This is a genomic window from Streptomyces sp. NPDC031670 (genome assembly GCF_055580545.1).
The window spans coordinates 281,407-295,604 of sequence record NZ_JBVILC010000004.1; the positions used below are offsets into that span (position 1 = coordinate 281,407).

Annotated in this window: 12 protein-coding genes and 1 pseudogene; 7 read left to right on the plus strand and 6 right to left on the minus strand. The window is 72.3% G+C overall.

The genetic code is table 11. The features are described from left to right. Positions 1 to 85: 85 nt before the first annotated feature. Complete coding sequence (locus ACZ5ID_RS10780) at positions 86 to 286, minus strand: DUF6229 family protein (protein ID WP_190087684.1); 201 nt, start codon at positions 284 to 286, stop codon at positions 86 to 88. Positions 287 to 1,043: 757 nt separating this feature from the next. On the opposite strand from ACZ5ID_RS10780, the gene ACZ5ID_RS10785 reads away from it, so the two are divergent. Further along, positions 1,044 to 1,805, plus strand: coding sequence for a class I SAM-dependent methyltransferase (locus ACZ5ID_RS10785; RefSeq protein ID WP_468895774.1), 762 nt, complete (start codon positions 1,044 to 1,046; stop codon positions 1,803 to 1,805). A 107-nt stretch (positions 1,806 to 1,912) separates the two neighbouring features. On the opposite strand, the gene ACZ5ID_RS10790 is transcribed toward ACZ5ID_RS10785, so the two are convergent. Then, the gene (locus ACZ5ID_RS10790; protein WP_468895777.1) at positions 1,913 to 2,365 is read right to left on the minus strand and encodes an iron chaperone; all 453 of its coding nucleotides are present in this window, start codon (positions 2,363 to 2,365) and stop codon (positions 1,913 to 1,915) included. 168 nt (positions 2,366 to 2,533) lie between these two features. Continuing rightward, positions 2,534 to 3,037, minus strand: coding sequence for a cupin domain-containing protein (locus ACZ5ID_RS10795; protein ID WP_468895780.1), 504 nt, complete (start codon positions 3,035 to 3,037; stop codon positions 2,534 to 2,536). Positions 3,038 to 3,331: 294 nt separating this feature from the next. Here ACZ5ID_RS10795 and ACZ5ID_RS10800 point away from each other — a divergent pair, with 294 nt between their 5' ends. Continuing rightward, a complete protein-coding gene (locus ACZ5ID_RS10800) occupies positions 3,332 to 4,207 on the plus strand; it encodes an NmrA family NAD(P)-binding protein (protein WP_468895783.1) in 876 nt (291 codons plus the stop codon). 50 nt (positions 4,208 to 4,257) lie between these two features. On the opposite strand, the gene ACZ5ID_RS10805 is transcribed toward ACZ5ID_RS10800, so the two are convergent. After that, positions 4,258 to 5,238 carry a TIGR01777 family oxidoreductase gene (locus ACZ5ID_RS10805; protein ID WP_468895786.1) on the minus strand — a complete coding sequence of 327 codons (981 nt, stop codon included), beginning with the start codon at positions 5,236 to 5,238 and terminating at the stop codon, positions 4,258 to 4,260. A gap of 184 nt (positions 5,239 to 5,422) precedes the next feature. Here ACZ5ID_RS10805 and ACZ5ID_RS10810 point away from each other — a divergent pair. From ACZ5ID_RS10810 to ACZ5ID_RS10820, 3 genes and pseudogenes are all read left to right on the plus strand, one after another. Then, positions 5,423 to 6,118, plus strand: a pseudogene (locus ACZ5ID_RS10810) (sigma-70 family RNA polymerase sigma factor family protein); the annotation flags it as partial. Between the two features lie 289 nt (positions 6,119 to 6,407). Beyond that, positions 6,408 to 6,956: a DUF1062 domain-containing protein gene (locus ACZ5ID_RS10815; protein WP_468895789.1), complete on the plus strand. Its 549-nt coding sequence runs from the start codon at positions 6,408 to 6,410 to the stop codon at positions 6,954 to 6,956. Positions 6,957 to 7,157: 201 nt separating this feature from the next. Then, positions 7,158 to 7,715: an SMI1/KNR4 family protein gene (locus tag ACZ5ID_RS10820; RefSeq protein WP_468895792.1), complete on the plus strand. Its 558-nt coding sequence runs from the start codon at positions 7,158 to 7,160 to the stop codon at positions 7,713 to 7,715. A 70-nt stretch (positions 7,716 to 7,785) separates the two neighbouring features. On the opposite strand, the gene ACZ5ID_RS10825 is transcribed toward ACZ5ID_RS10820, so the two are convergent. Next, the gene (locus ACZ5ID_RS10825) at positions 7,786 to 8,283 is read right to left on the minus strand and encodes a carboxymuconolactone decarboxylase family protein (protein ID WP_468895795.1); all 498 of its coding nucleotides are present in this window, start codon (positions 8,281 to 8,283) and stop codon (positions 7,786 to 7,788) included. Further along, positions 8,280 to 8,945, minus strand: a complete 666-nt coding sequence (locus tag ACZ5ID_RS10830) for a class II aldolase/adducin family protein (protein WP_468895797.1) — start codon at positions 8,943 to 8,945, stop codon at positions 8,280 to 8,282. The genes ACZ5ID_RS10825 and ACZ5ID_RS10830 overlap by 4 nt, the downstream gene beginning before the upstream one ends. Positions 8,946 to 9,077: 132 nt before the next feature. Between ACZ5ID_RS10830 and ACZ5ID_RS10835 the strand changes: the two genes are divergently transcribed. Continuing rightward, positions 9,078 to 9,464 (plus strand): MerR family transcriptional regulator, encoded by a 387-nt coding sequence (locus tag ACZ5ID_RS10835; protein WP_468896177.1) that lies wholly within the window; start codon positions 9,078 to 9,080, stop codon positions 9,462 to 9,464. A gap of 691 nt (positions 9,465 to 10,155) precedes the next feature. Next, the gene (locus ACZ5ID_RS10840; protein WP_468895800.1) at positions 10,156 to 14,196 is read left to right on the plus strand and encodes a CHAT domain-containing protein; all 4,041 of its coding nucleotides are present in this window, start codon (positions 10,156 to 10,158) and stop codon (positions 14,194 to 14,196) included. The last annotated feature ends 2 nt before the right edge of the window (positions 14,197 to 14,198 follow it).

A 14,198-nucleotide genomic window follows, 5' to 3' on the forward strand; every position in this document is an offset into this window, starting at 1 on the left:
GGCGGCGCGCCCATCGGGCGCGCCGACCGGGACGCTCAGGAGGCGCGCCCCGCGAAAGGACCTCTGCGGGGGCACCCGTGAACGGTCAGCAACACCAGCTTCCGCGCGAGCCACTCGGGCTGGAGCAGAACCCGTACAGGGAGTCGCTCGGGTCGGTCAGCGCGGCCTCGGCGGCGGCGCCGCCGACGTAGAGCGGACCGGCGGGGTTGGACTGGCCGTACGCGCTCTCGGCGCCGGACAGCCAGGCGTTGAGCACGGCGGTTGCGGGAACACTGGTCTGGGGCATCTGCGGCCTCCGGACGTAGGAAAGTGGGCGGACTGCCCAGTGCCGAGTATTGCCGGATCCGAACACCTGTCAGATGACTAATCCGGCCACAGTCCTGGGGGTCTGCAGCGCGGTATCGCGGTCCGTGGGACGGCGGTTGACGGCGATGCGGGGAGGGCGGCGGCCTGCTCCCGGGCTACGGGAAGGCGTGTTCGGCCTCTGACGTGATCGACTTGGATGGCCGCATTGCGCCTTGACGTTCGAGGCAGACACCGCGAAGGGGCATCCGGCACGCAACGCGTCGGCCACATCGGGGTAGCGGGAGGCGGGGCCGGGGCCGGGCGGGGTTGTGGAAAGGGTGTCTGCCCGCCGCCCGATGGCGGGCAGACACCCGCGGCGCACGCCGAGACGGGGGACCTCCGCGTCACCGCACCCGGCGGCCGGGCCAGGAGAGAGCCCACCGCCGGAGCCACAAGGGCTGGAACGAGCGTGACAGCCACTGTCCCCGGCTCAACAGCACCCCCTCGGCCAACAAAGCGGGGGCGATGGCCGACGCGCGCAGGCCGGTGTCGCCCGGCCGCGCCCGATCCCGCCGGACGGACCGAGGGCGGCCGAGCCCAAGACGAACCGACGGCGAACGGAAGGCGAACCCGGAAGCGAAACGAAGGCGGCCCGCCGACGAACCGAAGGCGGACCGAGGGCGGACCGTGCCGAGCGGACCGGACGGTCCGCCACTTCCGGCACGGCACGGTGGGGGCGCATGGGGAACGATGGCCGTATGACTTCTGTTTCGCGCGCCCTTTCCTTCAGCACTGCTGCCGCCCAATACGCCGCGAACCGCCCTTCCTACCCGCCCGTCCTCTTCGACGCCATCGAGGAGATCACGGGCCGCCCGCTCGCCGGCGCCCGCGTCGCGGACGTCGGTGCGGGCACCGGTATCGCCACGGCGTTGCTGCACGATCGGGGCGCCGAGGTCATGGCCGTCGAGCCGGGCGACGGCATGGCCGCCGAGTTCCGACGCGCCCTGCCCGAGGTGCCGATCTTCCTGGGCGACGGCAACGCGTTGCCGCTCGCCGACCTCTCCTGCGACCTGATCACCTACGCCCAGTCCTGGCACTGGACGGACACCAGCCGCTCCGTGCCGGAAGCGCTTCGTGTGCTGAGGCCCGGCGGCGCGCTGGCCCTGTGGTGGAACACGGGTGCCCCCGACGTGCCCTGGGCCGCCGCCCAGGACGAGCGCGTCGCACGCTGGTGCGGCATCCCCTCCCAGGACCGTCCCCGGCCCGACGACATCAGCGCCGGCCGCCTCGCCGGGCTGGACGGTCTTCCCCACACCCGTCGCCTGCTCCGCTGGAGCCGGACCGTACCTCTCAGCACACACCTGGCGAACATCACCAGCCACTCGGCGTTCCTGGTGCTGGACGAGGCCAGGACACAGGAGTTCCTGGTCGAGGAGCGCGAGCTGCTGGGCGAGGTCTTCCCGGACGGCATGGTCGAAGAGACGTACGTCGTGGACCTGTTGGTCGTGCCCAAGCCCTGACGGGCGGCCCGGACAACGCACGACGAGGCCGGCTGCCGTGATGGAGGGGTCACGGGGGTCGGAACCACCGGTGCGCTGAGCCCCGGCACTCCCGGAGGGCGCGCGCCTCAGCTCACCGCCTGCTTCACGAGCGCGGCGATCCGCGCCTCCACGTCGGGCGTGACCTCGGTCAGGGCGAAGGCCGAGGCCCACATCGTGCCCTCGTCGAGCTGGGCCTGATCGCTGAAGCCCAGGGTGGCGTAACGGGTCTTGAACTTCTCCGCGCTCTGGAAGAAGCAGACGACCTTGCCCTCCAGGGCGTACGCCGGCATCCCGTACCAGAGCTTGGGCGCGAGTGCCGGAGCGGTGGCGGTGACGACCGCGTGGACACGCTCGGCCATGATCCGGTCGGAGTCCCGCATCTCGCCGATCTTCGCCAGTACGTCCCGCACCGCCTGGGCCGCCTTGTCCGCGCGCGAGGTGCGTCTCGCGGCCGACCTCAGCTCCTGGGCGTGATCCTTCATCGCGGCCCGCTCCTCGGCCGAGAATCCCTCGTAACTGCGGTCATCGGTGCTGCTCATGACGCATCCTCTCCTTGCCGACCTTGACCGGACTGCTCTGGAGAAGACCCTAGCGAGGGGCACTGACAACGGGGCCCGACGACCGCGCTCGGGCCTCGGGAGGCGACGACCCGACTCGGGCGGCCGGTGCCGTCACCACGGCACCGCCGCCCGTCACGCGCCCGTTGGTCAGGACGCGGCGACGGCGAGCGCGGCGCGCCAGGCGGGGCTGTCGACATAGTGGTTGTCGTAGCGCTCGGAGGACTCCGCGATCTTCTTCGGGTCGGTCTCACCGCGCATCACGCTGCCGAGCAGCCGCAGGTAGTCGAAGCGGCCCATACCGGGCGTGAAGGTGAAGAGGACGTCGGCCTCGCATCCCGGGGCCGCGGCGAAGGCGTGCGGGGTGTGCGGGGGCACGGAGAGGAAGTCACCGGCGTTCAGGATGGTGACCTCCTCGCCCACCAGCACCTGGAGGGAGCCGCTGATCACGAAGAAGAGCTCCGTCGCCTTGGTGTGGAAGTGCGCGGGAGCGCCGACGGCTCCCTTGGCGAAGGTGGAGCGGTACGAGGTGAAGCCGCCGCCCGGTGCGTCCGTGTCGGCCAGCAGCGTCATGACACTGCTCGGGTCGGCACAGGTCTCGGCCTCGGCGGCGCGGGTGAGGACGGCGGCGGAGGTGGCGTTCGTGCTGTTCATGGTGGTTCCCCGTTCGGTCTTGCGGCGGACTCGGTGTCGCTGTGATCACTACTTTACGTAGCCCAAAGACCCGTCACAGAGTGCAATTCACGGCCGGAATTCGAGGTCAATTGGGCCTGGGGGCGACGTCCCGCGGGCTTCTGGGCGGCCCTACGGCCAGCCTCGGCGGACTCGCGGACTCGCGGCCTTACGGACTTACGGACTCGCGGACTTACGGGCTTGCACGGCGTGATGGCCGGGTACGCGGCACCCTGGAGTGCAGACTGCCCCTGAAGTCCACGAAAGGGACACCCGATGACCATCGCGGTGACCACACCGACCGGACACGTGGGATCGCGCGTGGTGCGACTGCTGCTGCAAGCCGGCGTCCGCCCTCGCGTCCTGGTCCGCGACCCGGGCCGCCTGGACGGCGAGACCCGGGCGCGCGTCGACGTACGCCAAGGCGACCTGACGGACGCCGAGTTCGTCCGCGAGGCGGTGGCGGGCGTGCGGACGGTCTTCTGGGTGGACCCGACGCCCCACACCACGGCCGACCCGATCGACACCTCGCTGCGTACCGCGGCGCCCCTCATCGAGGCGGCGCAGACCCGCGAGGTGCGACGGGTGGTGCTGCTGAGCAGTATCGGGGCGGAGAAACGGCATGGAGTCGGGCACATCGACGCGCTGGCCGGGATCGAGGAACGGCTCGACGCGACCGGCGCGGACGTCCTGCACCTGCGCTGCGCGTACTTCTTCACCAACTTGCTGTTCGACCTCGACGGAATCGCCGACGGTGCCCTGACCACGGCGTTCGATCCCGACCACCCGATGCCCTGGGTCGATCCGCGCGACATCGGTGACGTGGTGGCGGCCCGACTGCTGAGCGACGCCTGGCGGGGCCGCGTGGTGCAGGCAGTCCACGGACCCGAGGACCTCACCTTCCGCCAGGTCGCGCGGATCCTCACCGACGCGCTCGGGCGCCCGGTCCGGGTCAACCCCGTCGACGACGACGCGACGAGGGATGCGCTGCGCGCCGCAGGGCTGGCCCCATCCGCGATCGAGGGCATGGTCGGGATGACCGCCGGATCCCGCGACCTGACCCCCGAGCAGCCCCGCGACCTGCTCACCACCACGCCAACCCCGCTGAGCGGCTGGGCCCACGCGCATCTGCGGCCGTTGCTGGAGAAGTGAGGGGGCGCGCCCGTCACCGCAACCGGTATGCCGACCGCCGACCTCACCCGCTATGCGCCCGCGCCCACCCTGCGCGCGCCCCTGAAACCACCGTCTCCGCGCCGACGGCCGGCCAAATCACGGGCGGCCTCCGGCCAGTCGCCGTGGTCGAAGGTGAAGCCCGCTTCGAGGAGGCGGCCGGGGACGACTCGACGGCTCTTCAGCAGGAGCTCGGTGTCCGTGCGCAGTACGTACGCGCCGAGTTCCGCCATGCCCTTCGTCGCGGGCAGACCGAAGGGGGCTCCCCAGGCGGCGCGCAGGGCGCGCATGAAGGCGCGGTGCGGCAGCGGGGCGGGGGCGGCGAGGTTCACCGGCCCGGAGATGTCGTCGCGGTCGGCCAGGAACTGGACGGCTCGTACGAAGTCGTCCTCATGGATCCACGACACGTACTGGGCTCCGCCCGCGACGGGCCCCCCGAGGCCGAGTCGCGCCATCCACGACATGACGTCGAAGACACCGCCCCGGTCGGGGCTCATCACCATGGCGGAACGCAGCGCGACCTTGCGCGTGTCCGGGGTGTCGGCCTCGTGCTGCGCCCGCTCCCAGGCCTGGGCGATCCCGACGCTGTAACCCCAGTAGGCCGGGACACCGGCCTCGGTGCCACCGATCACTCCGGAGGCTTCGTCGTGGGGTGCGTCATGGCGGTGGGCGTAGATGGTCGCGGTGCTCATCTGCAGCCAGAGGCGGGGCGGCCGGGCGGCGCCCGCGATCGCCCGGCCCACAACTTCCGTCGAGCGGACCCGCGAATCCATCATGGCTCGCAGGTTGGCCGGGGTGTACCGGCAGCTCACGCTGCGTCCGGCCAGGTTGATCACGACATCGCTGCCGTCGATCTCCCGGACCCACGGCCCGGTGCTCTCACCGTCCCAGTACACCTCGCGCTCGCCCACGGGCCGCCGGGTGAGGATCACGACTTCATGACCGGCGGCGGTCAGCGCACGGTCCAGCACAGTCCCGACCTGACCGGTGCCGCCGGGAATGACTACCTTCATCGACTTCCCCTCCCTCTGTTGCCGCGAGCCTAGAGGAAGGAGTTGAACGCGTTCAAATGGGGGGGTGGGTGTGACTTCAAAATGGGGGGGGGTGGGTGTGACGGCGGACGTACACATCACACCCACCGGGCCGCCACCCACCGAGCGACCACCCACCGGGCTGCCGCCCACCCGTCAGGCTCGGCGGCCCGCCACCCAGGACGTGGCGACCCTCCACAACCTCGACGGCTGGCTGACCACGGTGGTCAGCCGGATCAGCCTCGACGCGCTGCGGGCGCGCCGGACCCGCCCCGAGGCGTCGTACGGCGACCGGCTGCCCGAGTTCGTGGTGGCGGTCGACGACGGGCCCGTCCCCGAGGACGACGCGCTGCTCGCCGACTCGGTGGGGGTCGCCCTCCTCGTCGTCCTCGCTCCGGCCGAGCGAGCGGCTGGCGTTCGGGCTGCACGACCTCTTCGCGGTGCCGTTCGCCGAACCAGCCGCGCCCGCAGGAAGGTACGGGCGACCGAACGGCCGCCGGGTGCCGGACCGGAGCAGCGCGCGGTGGTCCAGGCGTTCCTGGCGGCATCCCGCGACGGGGACTTCGAGGGTTTGCTGCGGGTGCTCGACCCGGACGTGCGGCTGGCCGTCGACACCCCCGCCGGTGTGGTCGTCACCCTCGGCGCCACCGAGGTCGCCGCCGGCGCGAAGCTGTCGGCCGACGCGGCGGTACGCGGACGGGCCGTGCTCGTCAACGGCCTTCCGGGAGTCCTCTCCTGGCGCGAGGACGGCACCCCGCTCGCGGTCCTCGCGTTCACCGTCACCGACGGCCGGATCGCGGAGATCACGGCTGTGGTCGACCCGGCCAGACTGGCGCGGATGGACCTTCCGGCGCCGGTCTGAGGGTCGGAGTACAGGAAGGAGTGGTGCATCCGAGGCCGGGGAAACGCGCCGCAGGCAGCAGGCCGTACCCACCGGCACCCGTCGGTGTCCACCGGCCCGCGCAGGCGCACGAAAATGAGTGGAACAGAACCACCGTGCGCCCCTACCGTGGTTCCGAGCCACATCGTTGAGGCAAGGACGTGCCGTTGTACACCAAGTGAGACCCCCCGACTGCTGATTCGTCGCGCGTCGCGCATAGGCGCCGCGCTGCTTCCTGCTGCGGATTTCTCACTGGAACCGGTGTACTTCTGTGCTCACCACCTGGGTGGTCATGCCCACCTGCCTGCCCGTCGTTCTGCGCCGCTGTCACACGTGCGCGTCCGAACGCTTCCGGGCGAACGGCAAATTCCGCGTCAACGCCCATCACAAGCTGATCGACGTCTGGCTCCTCGCGCTCTGCGCCACCTGCGGGGAAACCACCAAGATCACGATCCTGGAGCGGACGAACGTACGCTCCGTACGGCCGGAGTTGCTGGACCGGCTGCACGACAACGATCGGGACCTGGCAGCCGAACTGCTGCAGGATCCGCTCGTGCGGCGCCGTAACCGCATCGCCCTCGACTGGGACGACGCGTGGCGCCTCGACACCGGGGGAACGGATCACCTGGACCGGGAGGCGATCGATGTCTCGGTCCGCTTCGCGGCCCGGATTCCCGTCCGGCCGGTACGGCTGATCGCGGAAGGCTTCGGCCTTTCACGGGCGGAGGTCGAGAGACTGCTGACAGAGGGCAACCTCGTGTCGGTGGCCCGGTTGAGCGGCAAGCTCTCCGGCGACTTCACCTTCACGCTCAAGCGCTGATCCCGCGCACGGGGACCAACGGCCTGCCCGGCGGATCCGCCGGGCAGGCCTCCTCCCTCCCCCTGCCGCCCCCGCCGCACGCCGATCCCCGGGGCGCGGGCGGCCTCCCGGGTACGGCCGTGCGAGCATCAGTGCATGAGTGGCCCCGGGTGCCGCCGTACACCTGGGACGGTCCGGAACAGGGGAAGGAAGGGGCACGGGATGGACGAGAAAGTCGCCGCTGTCACGGCGGTCTGGGAAGACATCGAGCGGTGGTACGCCTCCCAGGGCGCCCTACGGGTGCTCCAACCCCCGGCCACCGACGAGCAGATCTCCTCGGTCGAGACAACGCTCGGCGTCGAGCTCCCCACCGAGGTGAAGGCGTCGCTGCGCAGGCACGACGGGTCCGCCGACGGGGGCTGGCCCAAGGGCCGGCTGTTGTCCTGCGACGGCATCCTCAGCGAGACCCGCGTCTGGCGGAATCTTCTGGCCGATGGCACCTTCGACGACCTCAAGGGTTTCCACTCGGGCGGCGACACGCTCAAGCCGGGCTGGTGGAACCCCGGTTGGGTCTCCCTCGACGCCGACGGCGCCGGCAACGGCTCGGTCCTGGACCTGTCGCCGGGACCCGCGGGCCGGGTCGGCCAGGTGATCGACATGGACCACGAGGTGGGCCCGAGCGGTCCCATCGCGAGCGACTTCGTCGGATACCTGACGGATGTCGCCGCGCGGTTGGAGGAGTTCTCGGTGGTCGACGGGCAGTACGTGCGGGAACGGTAGCGGCGGAGGCGGCAGGGCAGGGCAGAACTGGACGCTTCGGGGGCCCGGCGAGGTCTCTCACCGCGCCGCCCTACTCTCCGGCATCACCCCCCACCCCACCACCCCGCTCCCGCACGAGTTCCGCGACGATCTCGGTGCCGAGCGCATACGCGGGTACCCCCGCCGTGATGAGCGCGGTCTCGGCGACGCCGATCAGGTCGGTGATGTCGGCTCCCGCGTGGAGTGCTCCCCGGGCGTGGATCCGGGCCGGGTGCGGTCGGCCGAGAGCCAGTAGTTGGCCGAAGTGGACCAGTTGCTGGACCCGTCCGCCGAGCGGGCTGTCGGTCAGCACGATGTGGCGCAGTGCCGCGACGGCCTCCTCCGTAGGCAGCCGGCCGAACCGCTGGGCCAGGCGCAGCCGATCCTCCACCCCGCCCGGGACGGTGCCGAGGGTGGAGCGGTAGCGGTCGCGTACGGCCTCCGTACGGGAGGCAGGGCCGTCGTCCGCCATCTCGGCCTCCGTACGGGATGCAGGGCCCTCGTCCGTCATCGTGGCCTCCGTACGGGAGGCGAGGCTGTCGTCCGTCATGACGCGACCCGGGCGATCGCGGCGCGCACGGCCTCCTGGGCGCCCGGCGGGAAGTCCACGGCCCCGCCGATCGCCGCCGCGGCGATCTCCGCCTCGGCGCTCTCCTCGATCGCCACGATGAGGCGGGCGGTGGCGGCCGAGTCCGGGCCGAACGCGAGCAGGCCGTGGTTGGCCAGCAGGACCGCGGCCGTTGTCGGGCGCTTTTCGAGGATGTCGGCGATCCCGCGCACCGAAACGTCCGACCCGCGCGGCCCCCAGGGCACCACCGGGACGTCCTCGGCCTGTCCGGAGCGCAGCATCGGCTCGGTGCGGCAGGGCAGCGGCCGGTGGGCCACCGCGAAGGCGGTCGCGGAGGGCGAGTGGGTGTGGATGATCGCGCCCACGTCGGGGCGGGCCCGGTAGACGACACTGTGCATGGCGATGATCTCGGCGCTGACCGACTGGAGTTCACCCCCCAGGACCTGCCCGTCGAAGCTCACGGCCGCCAGGTCCTCGGGCCGTATCCCGCGGACGTATCCCGGCGTGAGGAGCATGCGCTCACCGCCCAGCCTCGCGCTGAGGTTGGCGTGCCCCGAGTGGGCCATCACCCCGGCCGCGAAGAGGCTCTCCGCGGCTTCCACCAGCTGGTCGCCGCGCTCCTTGACCACATACGTATCGCTCATGGCGGTATCTCCAAGTGTCCCGGCAGCGGCGGCTCGTCCGCCGCTGTCCCGGTGCGGACCACTCTTCAACTTGAACTAAGGTTCAAGTCAACTGCCGGGCACGGAGAGGCACAGAAGGAGCGGAACGTGCGTATGACGATCGGCCGCCTCTCGGCGATCACCGGAGTGCCCGCCTCGGCCATCCGGTACTGGGAGCGCCACGGACTGCTGCCCGCGCCCGAGCGCGTGAGCGGGCAGCGCCGCTATCCGCCGGAGGCGGCCGAGCGGATCACGGTGCTGCGCAAGTGCCAGCAGGCCGGGCTGACGCTGGTCGAGATCGCGGAGTTCCAGCAGGAGCAGTCGCGCCGGGAGGCGATGATCCGCGCCAAGATCACCGAGATCGAACAGCGCATGGTCGACCTCGACCACGCGCATCAGCTGCTGACCCACGCCCTCAAGTGCAGCGAGGAGGACATCGTCAGATGTCCCAAGTTCCGTGATCAGATGGCGGAGTGGCAGACGATGACTCCGGCGCGCTGAGCCATCCGCCCTGACCCGTACGCCCCGAGACGTACACCCCGAGCCATGCACCCTCGTGCACGGTGGGCCCGCGCCGGGCGTCAACGATGGGGGCCCGCCGCCGCCCTCGCCCGGTTTGATCCCGTCGTTGTACCCGTCGCCCCCGCTCGCGCCGCCGCTTCCGCTGCCGGTGCCGTCGCCGAGGTCTGCCGGGACGGAGGCGGAGGGCACGGCCGGATCACTGGCCACAGCCTTGGGCCTGGCGGGGTTGCCGTCGTCACCGGAGGCCCCGTTATAGGCGTCGGGCCCAGGGAACCCGTCGGCCCGTAACTCCCTGGCGAGGCATACGGGTTGCTCGGGACCGGCTCCCGCGGCGGTTGCTCACTGGGTGGGTGGCTCACAGCCCTGATTCGGCCGAACTCACTGGCGACATCGCCAGGTTGACGTTTCGGGCACTTCCTATCACTCCGGCCAACAGGCAACGCGCGGTCAAATGGACGGGCCCGATGCCCGTACTAGCCGGGGCGCGATCGGTGTCGCGCGCCGGGCAATCCAGGCAAACCACTGCGGAGAGCGCCCGGCTTCATGACACTCGGAACGGCACGGAACGAACGCGACCGGGGTGCGTAGGGAAACGGGGGCGGGCCGGGTGACGCGGAACAGGGCTGCGGAGAACAGTGCGACCGGGAACGGGTTGGGTGGGGACGGACCTATGGAGCGCGGATCGGCGGAGGTCGGACCTGCGGCGGGCGGGACTCCGGAGGCGGAAACCGTCCGGACCGAAGCGCTCGCGGCGGTGGAGGGGCACCTCGAAGCCCTTTCCGCCGGCGCAGACCCGTCGTCCGTCTTCGACCCGGACGTGGCCGCCGATGTGGCCCGCCTGGAGGAGGAGTTCGCCGTCGCCCCGACACGCGACGCCATCCTCGCGCTGGGGTGGGTGGAGTGGCACCGCTCCCGTGCCCGCGAAGGCGAGGCCGCACGCTCCTACGAGGCCTTCGCCGTGCTGCGCCTGCTTCCCGCGTTCCTCGCCGGGGAGGCGACCGTGCCCAGTTCGTCGATGCCGCAGGAGTTGCTCCCTACCCTCGCGGCGGCGGCGCTGGAGCCGGGCATGCGGATGCTCCGACAAGCGGACGCCGACGAGAGCCTGGACGGGGCCACCCAGGCCGTCTGGGCGTGGCTGCGCATCGTCCAGCACCTCCCCGCCCACCCCGTCGCGGGACCGGGCTCGCTCGCCAACCTGAGCGTCGCCCTGCGGCTGATGGGACAGCGCGGAGCCGGCGCCGAGTACATCGAGAAGGCGGTCGCCACCGCCCGTCGGGCCGTCGCGACGATGGCCGAGGACGCCCCGGAGCGTCCGGAGGCCATAAGCATCATGGCGAGCGCTCTGTGGACGCGGTACGACCGCACGGGCGCCCCCGAGGATCTCGACGCGGCGATCGAGGCCGCACGCGCCGGCGCGTCTCCCGTCCGCTCCGGGGAGCCGTACCACCCCGGTTGCGCCGAGATCGCGGCCCAGCTCCTGCACCAGCGCTTCACCGGGTCGCACTCCCCCGGAGATCTGGAGGAGGCGGTCGACTGGATGCGCCGCCTGGTCGCGGCCACCGGCCCCGAGGAGCCCCTGTTCGCCGTACGCCTGGGCATGCTGGGCCAGGGGCTCGCCGACCTCGCCGAGCGCAGGTGCGACAGCCGGCTCATGGACGAGGCCGCCGACATCGCACGCCGCGCCTCCACCGTGGCCGCCGACGACGACGCGGGGGCCCATCTCTCCGTATCGGCCGTCTGGCAGACGGTCTTCGAGTACACCGGCGATCCGGCGGCCCTCGCGGAAGCGACGGCGCTTGCGGTACGGCACGCCCGCGCACTGCCTCCGGGGTCCGGAAGCCGTGCCCGGCGCCTGGCCAACGCGTCGCTCACCGTGTTCTCCAGCCATGTGCACACCGGCGCGCACCAGGACCTCGACGAGGCCGTCGAACTGGCCGAGACAGCCCTGGCCGCGGCTCCGGCCGGCCACCCCGACCGGGACGTGGCACTGCACGCCCTCAGCGGGGCGCTCGGCTACCGCTTCCAGCGCGACGCGCGACCGCAGGACCTCGACCGTGCGCTCGCCCTCGGCCGTGAGCTGCGGGAACTGCCCGGCGCCCGGCACGCGCGCACGCTCAACCTGTGCAACCTGAGCCTGCTGTACCGCACCCGCTTCCTGCACAGCGGCGATCTTGACGACCTGGCCCACGCGATCGAGGCCGCCGAGTCGGCCATCGGCAGCACCACCGACGAACGCGTACGCGCCAAGGCCCAGCAGCAGCTGGCGCTCTGCCTGGCCAGGCGGGCGTCGGCGCAGGGCCGCCCGGAGGATCTGGACCGGGCCATCGAGCTGGGCCGCGTGGCCCTCGCCGCCGTTCCGCGCGACCACCCCGACCGGGTACCGCTCATAGCCAACAACGCGCTGGCGTTCCTCACCCGCTACGAGCACAGCGGTGCGCTGGAGGACATCGACGCGTGTCTCGCCTCGATACGCGACGCGAGCAGCCGCCTGGATCCCGGTCATCCCGCGCGCCCTAACCTGCTGAACAACGAGGGATACGCGCTGCTGACCCGCTATTACCGCAGCCGGTCGGCCGCCGAGCTCGACGCGGCGATCGACAGCCTGCGACGCGCCGCGGAGCTGACGGCCCCGGGCGACCTCCGGCTGCCCGGGCGCCTGTCCAATCTGTGTCTGGCCCTGCGTGGGCGTTTCGATCTCACCGCCGCACCGGCCGATCTCCACGAGGCCGTCACGGTCGGCCGCCGCGCGGTCGCGGCGACCCCCGCGGGACATCCGGAACGCGCCATCCATCTCAACAACCTCGGCTACGGCCTGCTGGCCCAAGCCGTACTCGACCCCATGTCGACGGCCGCCCGCGACGAGGCCCTCCGCGTCTTCCGCGAGGTCCTGAGCCTGCTCCCGCCGGGTGCCCCGGCGCGGACCTATTCGCTCATCAACCTGGGGCAGGCCCTCGCCCTCACCGCTTTTTCCGAGGAGGCCCCGGGGGAAACCGCCCTACGCGAGGCCGTCGACGCGTTCACCGAGGCGTGGGAGCTCACCGGCACCGCGCCCCTGCGCCGCCTCACCGCGGTACGCGCGGCGGCGCGGCTGCTCGGCGACCGGCAGCCGAAGCGGGCGGCGGAGCTGCTGGAGGCCGCCGTGGACATGCTGCCCGCCCTCACCCCGCGCATGCTGGCCCGCACCGATCAGCAGAGCCTGCTCGGCACCTGCTTCGAACTCGCCGCGGACGCCGCGGCCCTGGCGCTGACCGCCCCCGAGGAACGGTCGTCGTCCGACGGCTCGGCGGCGGTCAAGGCCCTGCGGCTGACGGAGGCGGGGCGTGGTGTCATGCTCGGCCAGGCGCTCGACACGCGCGGCGAGGTCACCGACCTGCGCCGCCGGCTGCCCGAACTCGCCGCGCGCTTCCTCGCGATACGCGACCGGCTCAACGCCTCGTACGGGGACGACGCACCCACCGTAGGGGCGGCCGACGAGCCCTGGTACCCGGCAACCGAAGCACGGCGTGATCTGGCCGCGCGGTTCTCCGCGGTGCTGGAGGAGATCCGGTCCCAACCGGGCTTCGCTCGGTTCCTGCTGCCGATGGAGCCGCCGGACCTCCTCGCCCAGGCCGCGTACGGCCCCGTCGTGGTCTTCGCGGTGAGCGGCCACGGCAGCCACGCCCTGCTGGTCCGCCCCCGAGCCGTCACCCCGCTGCCCCTGCCCGGCCTGGACCGGGACACCGTGCGGCAGAAGGCGCAGGACTTCGCCGCGGCGCTGCGCTGGGCACCCAGTCCCACCCCCGCCCGCCGCGAACCGGCGCTGGAAACCCTCAACTCGACCCTGGAGTGGCTGTGGGACGTCGCCGCCGGGCCCGTCCTGGCCGCTCTCGGTCTCACCTCTCCCCCGCGCCCGGGCGAAGAGGCTCCCCGGGTGTGGTGGAGCCCCGGTGGTCTGCTCGGCCGGCTTCCCCTGCATGCCGCCGGATACCACCGGGACGCCACGTCCGGCGCGCGGGCGAGCGTCATGGACCGCGTGGTCTCCTCCTACACCCCGACGCTGCGCGCGCTGCGCCATGCCCGCAGACCGCTGCCCGACTCCGCCCCCCGTCGCGCGCTCGTCGTCACCATGCCGCTCACGCCCGACGCGCCTCCGCTGCCGCACGCCGTCGAGGAGGAGGGACATGTGCGCACCCACGCGCCGGACCCCCTGGTGCTCACCGCGCGGCGCGACCCGGCGGCCACCCCGGGGGGAGGGGCCACGTCCGGCATGCGCGAGGAGGTGATGGCGGCGCTGGGCGACTGCTCCCTGGCGCACTTCGCCTGCCACGCCGTCAGCGACCCGGTCGACCCGTCCCGCAGCCGGCTCCTGTTGCGGGACGGGCCGCTGACCGTGGGCGGCCTCGCCGGTCTGGACCTCGACCACGCCGCGCTCGCGTTCCTTTCCGCGTGCGGCACCGCCACCACGGGGGTGCCGCACCTCGCGGACGAGTTCGTGACCCTCGCCACCGCCTTCCAACTGGCCGGATTCCGCAGCGTGGTGGCCACGCTGTGGCCGGTCTACGACCGCCACGCCTCCGAGCTGGCCGGCCTCTTCTACGCGGCCCTCGGCAGCCCTCGCGAGCTCACCCCCGACCGGGCCGCCCGGGCGCTGCACGCAGCCGTCCGTGAGTTGCGCGACCGCCTGCCCGACCGGCCCGACATCTGGGCGGCGCACCTGCACTCCGGCGCGTGACG

Bases quoted from the DNA above. Each gene is read 5' to 3' on its own strand.
- ACZ5ID_RS10780 (WP_190087684.1), bottom strand. From the start codon at position 286: ATGCCCCAGACCAGTGTTCCCGCAACCGCCGTGCTCAACGCCTGGCTG.
- ACZ5ID_RS10785 (WP_468895774.1), top strand. From the start codon at position 1,044: ATGACTTCTGTTTCGCGCGCCCTTTCCTTCAGCACTGCTGCCGCCCAA.
- ACZ5ID_RS10790 (WP_468895777.1), bottom strand. From the start codon at position 2,365: ATGAGCAGCACCGATGACCGCAGTTACGAGGGATTCTCGGCCGAGGAG.
- ACZ5ID_RS10795 (WP_468895780.1), bottom strand. From the start codon at position 3,037: ATGAACAGCACGAACGCCACCTCCGCCGCCGTCCTCACCCGCGCCGCC.
- ACZ5ID_RS10800 (WP_468895783.1), top strand. From the start codon at position 3,332: ATGACCATCGCGGTGACCACACCGACCGGACACGTGGGATCGCGCGTG.
- ACZ5ID_RS10805 (WP_468895786.1), bottom strand. From the start codon at position 5,238: ATGAAGGTAGTCATTCCCGGCGGCACCGGTCAGGTCGGGACTGTGCTG.
- ACZ5ID_RS10820 (WP_468895792.1), top strand. From the start codon at position 7,158: ATGGACGAGAAAGTCGCCGCTGTCACGGCGGTCTGGGAAGACATCGAG.
- ACZ5ID_RS10825 (WP_468895795.1), bottom strand. From the start codon at position 8,283: ATGACGGACGACAGCCTCGCCTCCCGTACGGAGGCCACGATGACGGAC.
- ACZ5ID_RS10830 (WP_468895797.1), bottom strand. From the start codon at position 8,945: ATGAGCGATACGTATGTGGTCAAGGAGCGCGGCGACCAGCTGGTGGAA.
- ACZ5ID_RS10835 (WP_468896177.1), top strand. From the start codon at position 9,078: ATGACGATCGGCCGCCTCTCGGCGATCACCGGAGTGCCCGCCTCGGCC.
- ACZ5ID_RS10840 (WP_468895800.1), top strand. From the start codon at position 10,156: ATGGAGCGCGGATCGGCGGAGGTCGGACCTGCGGCGGGCGGGACTCCG.